Source organism: Flavobacterium hydatis, assembly GCF_000737695.1.
GTDB classification, from domain to species: domain Bacteria; phylum Bacteroidota; class Bacteroidia; order Flavobacteriales; family Flavobacteriaceae; genus Flavobacterium; species Flavobacterium hydatis.
The window spans coordinates 38,662-47,807 of record NZ_JPRM01000030.1 but is presented as its reverse complement, the minus strand read 5'-3'; the positions used below and the strand labels follow the sequence as shown (position 1 = coordinate 47,807).

At 33.4% G+C, this 9,146-nt stretch carries 10 protein-coding genes; 7 read left to right on the top strand and 3 right to left on the bottom strand.

Annotation, left to right across the window (positions count from 1 at the left end; all coding sequences use genetic code 11):
- The first annotated feature begins 33 nt into the window (after positions 1-33).
- Entirely contained in the window at positions 34-1,785 is a 1,752-nt protein-coding gene (locus IW20_RS17920; protein WP_035625483.1) for an alkaline phosphatase D family protein, read from the top strand.
- Between the two features lie 1,186 nt (positions 1,786-2,971).
- On the opposite strand, the gene IW20_RS17915 is transcribed toward IW20_RS17920, so the two are convergent.
- A complete protein-coding gene (locus IW20_RS17915) occupies positions 2,972-3,526 on the bottom strand; it encodes a fasciclin domain-containing protein (RefSeq protein WP_035625480.1) in 555 nt (184 codons plus the stop codon).
- A gap of 503 nt (positions 3,527-4,029) precedes the next feature.
- Between IW20_RS17915 and IW20_RS17910 the strand changes: the two genes are divergently transcribed.
- Genes IW20_RS17910 through IW20_RS25805 form a run of 5 tightly spaced genes read left to right on the top strand, consistent with a single transcriptional unit; the run spans position 4,030 to position 6,981 of the window.
- Positions 4,030-4,335: a TIGR03643 family protein gene (locus IW20_RS17910; RefSeq protein ID WP_051885892.1), complete on the top strand. Its 306-nt coding sequence runs from the start codon at positions 4,030-4,032 to the stop codon at positions 4,333-4,335.
- A 15-nt stretch (positions 4,336-4,350) separates the two neighbouring features.
- Positions 4,351-4,752 carry a DUF2452 domain-containing protein gene (locus tag IW20_RS17905; RefSeq protein WP_313771877.1) on the top strand — a complete coding sequence of 134 codons (402 nt, stop codon included), beginning with the start codon at positions 4,351-4,353 and terminating at the stop codon, positions 4,750-4,752.
- Between the two features lie 30 nt (positions 4,753-4,782).
- Positions 4,783-5,433: a flavin reductase family protein gene (locus IW20_RS17900; protein WP_089052224.1), complete on the top strand. Its 651-nt coding sequence runs from the start codon at positions 4,783-4,785 to the stop codon at positions 5,431-5,433.
- The gene (locus tag IW20_RS17895; protein ID WP_081912510.1) at positions 5,430-6,857 is read left to right on the top strand and encodes a cryptochrome/deoxyribodipyrimidine photo-lyase family protein; all 1,428 of its coding nucleotides are present in this window, start codon (positions 5,430-5,432) and stop codon (positions 6,855-6,857) included. The genes IW20_RS17900 and IW20_RS17895 overlap by 4 nt, the downstream gene beginning before the upstream one ends.
- The gene (locus IW20_RS25805) at positions 6,844-6,981 is read left to right on the top strand and encodes a DUF2256 domain-containing protein (RefSeq protein WP_081912509.1); all 138 of its coding nucleotides are present in this window, start codon (positions 6,844-6,846) and stop codon (positions 6,979-6,981) included. Before IW20_RS17895 ends, IW20_RS25805 begins: the two co-directional genes overlap by 14 nt.
- 80 nt (positions 6,982-7,061) lie before the next feature.
- Here the strand turns inward: IW20_RS25805 and IW20_RS17890 are convergent, their stop codons facing one another.
- On the bottom strand, positions 7,062-7,343 hold the full coding sequence (locus IW20_RS17890) for a hypothetical protein (RefSeq protein WP_035625477.1): 282 nt from the start codon (positions 7,341-7,343) through the stop codon (positions 7,062-7,064).
- Between the two features lie 277 nt (positions 7,344-7,620).
- On the opposite strand from IW20_RS17890, the gene IW20_RS17885 reads away from it, so the two are divergent.
- Positions 7,621-7,998 carry a hypothetical protein gene (locus IW20_RS17885; RefSeq protein ID WP_035625474.1) on the top strand — a complete coding sequence of 126 codons (378 nt, stop codon included), beginning with the start codon at positions 7,621-7,623 and terminating at the stop codon, positions 7,996-7,998.
- Positions 7,999-8,038: 40 nt separating this feature from the next.
- On the opposite strand, the gene hemH is transcribed toward IW20_RS17885, so the two are convergent.
- Positions 8,039-9,052, bottom strand: a complete 1,014-nt coding sequence (hemH, locus tag IW20_RS17880) for a ferrochelatase (RefSeq protein ID WP_035625470.1) — start codon at positions 9,050-9,052, stop codon at positions 8,039-8,041.
- Between the last annotated feature and the right edge of the window lie 94 nt (positions 9,053-9,146).

The following is a 9,146-nucleotide window of genomic DNA, read 5'->3' as shown; positions in this document are numbered from 1 at the left end:
ATTACATTGTTTTTTTGATATAAAAATTTTTTTATGGAAAATAACAATGATTTAGGCAGAAGAAGGTTTCTTAGAAATTCTTTATTGGCCGCTGGAGGAGTTTTCATCGCCCCACTTATTGAAAGTTGTAGTGACGATGATAAATCGGATAATAGCGGTGCGCCAGATGGAATGAAAAATGAAGGGTTTGAGACTGGAGTAGCCAGTTTTGACCCGACTGAAACCGGAGTGATTATCTGGACAAGATATTCAACAGGTTCAGACGCTGAAATTACCTGGGAGCTCAGTAAGGATGCCGGGTTTTCGGACGTATTAAGAAAAGGACAGGCCGGAGCATCTTCCACGAATGATTTTACAATAGCGGTAGATGTTCAGAATATTACCTCTAATACAAAATATTATTATAGATTTTATAATGCCAAAACCAAACAGGCAACTGTTACTGGAGAAACACGAACGCTGCCGTCTAAAACAGATATGGTAAGTGATGTTAAAATGGCTGTTGTTTCCTGTTCTAATTTTCCGGCAGGACTTTTTAATGTGTATGGTGCGATTGCTTCTTCAGATGCCGATGTAGTGGTTCATCTTGGAGATTATATTTACGAATATGCGCCAGGAAAGTATGGAACAAATCCCTTTACCAACCCGTTGGGCAGAGAACATAAACCAGCTAGAGAGATTATAAGTATCAGTGATTACAGAGAACGTTACAGACAATATAGAGGAGATAAAAACCTTCAGCTTCTTCATCAGAAAAAACCTTTTATATGTGTCTGGGATGACCATGAGTTTGCTAATGATACCTATAAATCAGGTGCAGAAAATCATCAGCCTAATGAAGGAGATTTTCAGATGAGAAAAATGGCGGCTTTTCAGGCCTACAGCGAATATATTCCGCTTAAAACAGGAAAAGATCTTAGAATTTATAGAAGTTTTAATTTCGGTAATATTCTTTCACTTTATATGATGGATACTAGAGTTATAGCAAGAGATAAGCAGATGAGTTATTCTGATTATATTGATAATGGTGGAAGTTTTAATCAGACAAAATTTAGAACAGATTTGTTAAGCACAAGCAGAAAATTAATTGGAAGCGAACAAATGACATGGCTGGGATCGCAGATCAATGCAGATACTGCTAAATGGAAAGTATTAGGTCAGCAGATCCTGATGACAAAAATGCTGATTCCTGCAGAACTGCTGCTGCTTTTGAACCAAGTGTTGGCAGAAGTAGATCATTTCGGAAGTGCACAGCCAGCAACTATGCAGGCTCTTATTAGTGCAATCTCCGAACTTGTTGTTATTAAAATGAGACATAAACAAAGTGATCCATCTTTAACGGCTCAGGAAATTGCGAGAGTCACGACAACTTTGCCATATAATCTGGATGCCTGGGATGGTTATTTTGCAGAAAGAGAACAATTGTATAGTATACTTTCTGGAAAAAATGTTGTGGTACTGGCTGGAGATACTCATAATGCGTGGATGGGTAAACTTACCAATATGCAAGGAAATTTTATAGGTACTGAAATAGCTTGCAGTTCAGTTTCATCGCCAGGATTGGAGGCATATCTTGGAATTACATCCGACCCTAAAAAGGCTGTAGAATTAGCACAGGCATTTACAGTGCTGATAGATGATTTAGAATATGCAAATTTATATAAGCGAGGATATACATATCTTAAATTTACCTTATCTGGTTCTGAAGCTGAATGGCGATTTGTAGATAATGTAACAACTGAAACGACTAATACTATTACAGAAAAAAAATATACTATAGCATAGAAATTTCATTTGACACTGGTTGAATTTTTCCCAGAAGTGTCAAAAAAATGAGCGAATTAAATCGGAACAGGAGTAATCATGTTCCGATTCCTCCAACCCAAATGTGCCACGATTTTGCCACAAAACTTTTGAGTATTTTTATAAAGATTGAAAAGTGCTTTAAAACAAAAAAACCTGCGAATCCTTGGATTTGCAGGTTTTAACACGTTTTCGGGTTTTCTGAAAAGATTGTTAAAGTTGCCTTTTTCACTTCTTTTCCCCTTTTCGTGGGGAGAGCAGGATTCGAACTTTATGTGTTTAGATCCCGTCTTTGCTACGTATTTATAAATGTCTTGAACCTAATGCACCGATTCTGCACCCAAATTCAATTTTACTATTTCAACAAATCATGCACAAAAATTAAAACACTAACGAATAACTGACAGTACTATTATTCTTTTTTGTACTACAAATATACCAAAAATACTTAATATTTACGGTTAAATAGAATTGTCACTTACACAGATTTTTCAGATTGAACTTTTCATTAAACATATTTACAGTTTTAAATATGATTACATTATTTCAAGATTTGAAAACGAAAACTCAAGAGGAAAAAATTATATATATACCAATTTTTTGAAGTTTTTTTTTAAAGATTGGGTGATTACAATATGGAAATTTAATTTCTGGATATGTAATTAATAATATTGAATTATCTTAATTTAAGTCCATTTCTAATCTGACTCTTTTTATTCGTTTTTTTACTGTTTAACTAGTACCTAGTTATAAAAAATAAGCGATTTGTATGTCCTGTCGGGGGACCTCGAAGGGACAAATTTCTATACATTTTATGGAAGATTTGAAGAGATTGGCTTACTGGATGTAGGACCTGTCTTAAGATGGCTTCAACAATTTGGTTTAGATGTCCTGTTGGGGATTGATGAAAAAATGTATAGTTTTATATATGATTTTACCATAAATTGCAATCTTATAATTTTAATTTATTTAAAGTAAAATGAGATAGCCCTTAATTTTTTTGTAAAAAAAGATATCAGCTCCATATATGTAAAGTTTTGAGCTGGCAATAAAATGTTAAGCAGAATCTCTTTTACAATCGACTATTATTATTGTATCGCATAGTAATTATATAAAAAGCCCTGAAATTTCAGAGCTTTTTATATAATTGTAATTTATTTTTAGCAAATTACATTTTTGGAAGCAGTACTGTGTCCACTACATGTATAACACCATTAGATTGATTTACATCTGAAGTTGTAACTTTAGCCTTATTGCCGCTTTCGTCGCTAATGTACAAATCTTTTCCATCCATCCAGGCAGTTAGAGTTCCGCCGCTCACTGTTTTTAAAGCAGCTTTTCCTTTACCAGCTTTTATTGCTTTTGCAATATCAGAACTATTCATTTTACCGGCCACTACATGATATGTCAATATGGTTTGTAATGATTTAATATTCTCAGGTTTCAATAATGTTTCAACAGTTCCAGCCGGCAATTTATTAAATGCTTCATTTGTTGGTGCAAAAACAGTAAATGGCCCTTTACTTTGTAAAGTTTCAACTAATCCTGCTGCTTTTACTGCTGCTACCAAGGTGGTATGATCCTTTGAGTTTACAGCATTTTCTATAATATTTTTATTAGGATACATAGCCGCTCCACCAACCATTACAGTTTTTTGTGCAAATGATGTAGATCCAAATCCTAATGCCAGGATTGCCGCTGCTAAAAATTTTCTAGTTTTCATAATTACTTTTTTTAAGTTATAAAGTCATTTACGCTTTAATATTCTTTTTGGTTTTAAAAGAAGTCAAAAAATAAAGTAAAATAAAATCGGACTAAGTAAAAGGTATTATGGATGAGTATTTTGAAGTAATATTTTTTGCGCAATTTACTTTTGTCAAAATAATTTCGCTGTTTTATTCAAAATCAAAGCAAACATGTAATGTATAGCCTAAATTTCTTCTTCTTTATCTTTGGTACTCCAAGTTTTCAATTAAGTAATTTTAATCAATTGATTATAAACTTTAAAAATCAAATGTTATTCTTTTAGCCCTTTTAAGTACTTAAAAGCTGGAATTCTAGAAATAAAGAATTGTGGCCTGGATTTTTTATCAATTTATAAAATAGAATTTCTTCCCATCTTTTAGATTATATTTATTGGTTTAAGATTTAATGTATTATCAATTCTCTCATAACTTTAAAAGTATTATTTTTGTTTAATGTTATTTAATAACTGTTAAACAAAATATGATAAAGTCAATCATTGTAAAAATCGATAATGGTGTAATGAATGAAATTCAGATCGATAGAATTATAGAAATGGCATGGGAAGACCGAACACCTTTTGATGCAATAAAATTTCAATTTCATCTTTCAGAAGCCGATGTGAAAGCTTTAATGAAAAAAGAGCTAAAATTCAGCAGTTATAAATTATGGCGCATTCGAGTTGAAAATTGTAAAACAAAACACGCTGCAAAGAGAGCCGAAACAATAGAAAGATTTAAATGTAACAGGCAAAGAGCAATTTCAAATAATAAAATATCTAAGCGTTAATAAAAATATTCGAAGATGATAAAAAAAGATAAACCCGATAATGTAGTATTTTCTTCTGAGCATGGTTATAATGCAAGCCTATTGCCATATGCTACAAATGTTGGCGCACCGGTAATAAAAGCAGATGATTTAGCAGGATGGAAAGGCATGGGCCTAAATAAGGTAAACAAAGAGTTTGAAAGTAAATTCAATGAACTAAAAATGCAATACCAGGATTTAATCGAAGAATTCCAATGGAATGAATTGGTATACAATGCCAGATTTTCTTTTGAACCTATTGTAGGTGAAATATATCACTTATATAAAGATGCAGACGGTTTTGATTTTCTCTCACTTATAGGACCCAAAGAATGGAATAAGGAACATATTGCTACTTTTAGACTTAACAGTGATAAAAAATGGATACTCATCAATTGAAAAGTTGCATTTTTTAATAAATTTCTACTAATGAAAAACAAAATAAATTTTAAAACCAGTGATCTGGAAAAAATGGAAAAGCAAACTGCCGTGCATTTAATCAATAGTTTAGGCGGTTTTAAAAGTGTGGCATTGGTAGGAACTTCTGATGTACAGGGAAATACTAATTTATCCATTTTTAGTTCTTTTTTTCATATTGGAGCAAATCCTCCATTAATAGGTATGATTTTTCGCCCCAGCCCGCCCGAGCGTGATACCATGAGAAATATTTTAGATACAGGATTCTATACCATTAATCATATCAATGAACAGATCTACAAGCAGGCACATCAGACATCAGCGAGATACAATAAAGAAATTTCAGAATTTGATGCTGCAGGACTCAGTGCGGAATATAAAAATAACTTTCCAGCTCCTTTTGTACTCGAAAGCAACGTACAGTTAGGCATTAAATTTAAAGAAAAAACAGCCATTTCAATCAATAATACTACTATGATTATCGGGGAAATAGTCCAGATTTTTATTCCCGAAGACTGCTTGTCTGAGGATGGTTTCCTCGATTTAGAAAAAGCCAATACCGTTACTTGTTCCGGTCTGGACAGCTATCATAAAACCATGCAGTTAGACCGATTTAGCTATGCAAAGCCCGATAAGGAAATTAAATCACTGCTTAAAAGTTGAATAAAAAAAAGATAAATATTATGTGGTTCAAACGTGATCTGCGTTTTACAGATCACGAACCTCTTTTTATGGCACAGCAGGAAAATATCCCTCTTCTTTTGGTTTATTTTTTTGAACCCTCAATAATGACTTGCGATGATGCTGATGTCCGTCATTGGCGGTTTGTTTATGAATCCTTAAAGGAAATGCAGTCTAAATTAAAATCATTTGCTGCGCAGATTTATTATTTTCATAACCAAGTCCAGACTGTTTTTGAGCACTTATGCAGTCTTTATGAGGTTCAAACAGTGTTTTCGCATCAGGAAATTGGCAACAAAGTCACTTTTGACAGGGATATTGCCATGCAGTTTTTTTTTGATGATCATAAAATTCTTTGGAAACAATCTCAGCTCCATGGTGTTATCAGAAAGCTGCGATCAAAACAAGATTGGGATAAGCGCTGGGAAGAAACAATGCGCGCAATTCCTAAAATGATTGACCTGAATACTTTTAAATTTGAAAATTTAGATCCTGATTTTTATCAAAAACTAAAAGGAAGAGTACTTTCGAATGAAATTACAAACCGAAATAAAAATTTTCAACAAGGTGGCGAATATTGGGCCTGGCGATATTTAGAAAGTTTTGCAAAAGAAAGACACGTAAATTACAGCAAGCACATTTCCAAACCAGCTTTAAGTCGAAAAGGCTGCAGCCGTTTATCGCCTTATTTAACCTATGGAAACATAAGCATGCGAATGGTGTATCAATATACCAATCAGTTTTATGAAACATCATACAACAAAAGAGCCATGCTAAATTTTGTTTCCAGACTTCACTGGCATTGCCATTTTATGCAAAAATTTGAAAATGACTGTCAAATTGAATTTGAAAATATAAACAAAGATTACGATTCCTTGGTCAAGCCAAAAAACGAAATCTATATAAAAGCCTGGCAGGAAGGTAAAACCGGCGTTCCTATTGTTGATGCCTGTATGCGATGTTTAGTCCAGACAGGTTATATCAACTTTAGAATGCGTGCCATGCTGGTTTCCTTTTTTACATTCAATTTGTGGCAGGACTGGCGGGACCTTCATTTCTTGGCAAGACAGTTTTTAGATTATGAACCCGGAATTCATTATCCGCAGATTCAGATGCAGGCCGGTACAACAACAGGCAATACCATTAGAATTTATAATCCCGTAAAAAATTCACAGCAGCACGATTCAGAGGGCATATTTATAAAGAAATGGCTGCCTGAGCTGGCTGAAATTCCACCACAATTAATTCATGAACCATGGAAATTAAATCTTATTGAGCAGCAATTTTACAAATGCGAAATAGGTAGAGATTATCCAGAGCCTATAGTTGACATAGAACAAACTCGAAAATACGCCAGTGATATTGTTTGGAGTTTTAGAAATAAACAAAAAAATGAGAGGAGTTAAAAAACAAAACCTGCCCACTAAAATCTGCATTGTTTGCCAGAGCCCATTTGCGTGGAGAAAAAAATGGGAAAAAATCTGGGACGAAGTGAAATATTGCAGTGATAAATGCAGAATAAGCAGATAAATGATATTTATACTGGTACTAGTTCTTTAACAAAGGTATTAATGGGTAATATATTTAAGAAAGTCAAAAAAGACTGTTTATCAATTTAGAAAGCTTTTGCTTCTTATATTTATTAGTCCCTTAATAGTTATAATGCTTGCATCTGTAGCTGAATCTAAAATAATAAGACCTTCACTATCTAGCATTATTAATGCATCTAAGACTTTTGCCTGATTTGACCTTTGGATAAATAAACTCTCTTGTAGGGATTCATTCAAACAAGCAATAACCATACTGGTTAAATCTTCAAAAGGGCAAGTTTTTTCAGGGCTTTGTGCCAGTATATTAAGAATGATTTCAGAAATAGTAAACTTGTTATACATAAAATAGTTTTACTTAAAATTATGCAAAATAATTCTATTTTAAAACTTTAAAAAGTTACCAAGATAATTAGTACAGAATTAGAATATTAAACAAAATTACTTTCCAGAGTAAATATTTACTTTTTAAAATATTTTTTTTTAACTCTCAAAATCAATTAATAACAAAACATCGAAATAAAAAGCGGGGAATTTAGAATCTAATTGATGTTAGACGTACTTAGGTAAGAAAAGTCGTTTTAAATGTTATACTTTTAACTAACTTTATTAATCGTAAATTATGGATCAGGATATTATATTAGATAAGTTAAAAAAAGCGAAGCAAGAACTTATTTTTAATCACGAAGAATTGCAAAGATGTACTAAAGATTTAAAAATTGCTAATGTAAATTTGAACATCAGAGAAAAAGAAAAGGAGTTGAACATGGAAGAATTTAACAGTGGTTTAGAGCAGATGATGTTTGCAATTTCTCACAAGGTTAGAAAGTCCGTTGCCAATATCCTGGGTCTTTCAAAATTGTTGTGTGAAGATGTAAATCTTGGAAATAATGAGTTGAAAGAAATTTTACTTTTGATTATTCAATCTGCCGAATCACTGAATGCTTCGACAGAAGAATTATCGAAGTTCATTTGTATAAAGAGGCGAACGGATATATGAATGATGGGAGGTCCAATATCTCGATATTGCTATTTTAGTATTATTCAGCCCAGTCATTAATCCAGTTACCAACAGTCTGGCACCACTGGTCGTCGTCATTCAAACAAGGAACGGCCAAGAAATTTTCTTCTCCATTTTTCTCAAAATCTTCTCTGGCACGCATGGCAATTTCTTCGAGCGTTTCTAAACAATCCGAAACGAAAGCCGGTGTTACCACAGCCAGATTTTTAATTCCTTTTGCCGGCATTTTATCAATTTCAATATCGGTATAAGGCTCCAGCCATTTATCTCCAGCCAATCGGGACTGGAAAGTTAAGCTGTATTTATCTTCTGGGAGACCTAATAATTTTACTACTTGTTTTGTCGTTTCATAACATTGATGACGATAACAGAAATCATGCGCTGGTGAAGGTGTGTTACAGCAAGAACCGTCAATTTTGCAATGCGATTTGGTTACATCGGTTTTTCGTATATGACGTTCTGGAATTCCGTGATACGAAAACAATAAATGATCGTATGGAAATCCAGCTAAATGTTTCTGAATTGAATCTGCCAGATTTTTGATATAATCCGGTTTGTTGTAAAAAGCAGCAACATTGGTAAAAGTCATCTGTGGAAATTTCTTCTTTCTGATTTCCTCTGCCTTTACTAAAATGGTTAGAGTAGAAGCCATTGCATATTGCGGATACAGTGGGAAAAGCATTACTTCGCTAACGCCTTTATCGTGTAATTCCTGGAGGCCTTTCTCGATGGTCATGCTTCCGTAGCGCATTGCCAGTGCAACCGGTACATTTACCAATGGTTGTACTTTCTTCTGCATTCGTTCTGAAAGCACTACAAGGGGCGAACCTTCGTCCCACCAGATTTTTGCATAAGCATGTGCCGATTCTTTGGGTCTTTTTCTTAAGATGATGCCTCGGACTAATAAAGCTCTCAATAAATACGGAACATCGATCACGTATTTATCCATTAAAAATTCATCTAAATACGGCTTTACATCTTTTGGTGTTGGACTTTCGGGAGATCCCAAATTTACTATTAATACGCCTTTCATTATTTTTTTGCTTTTTAGTTAAGCTTTAAGCTTTAAGTATTTGTTGTTTGAATTTTTTCTAAAAGTAGCATTTGCTGCCATTTAGAAATATGAG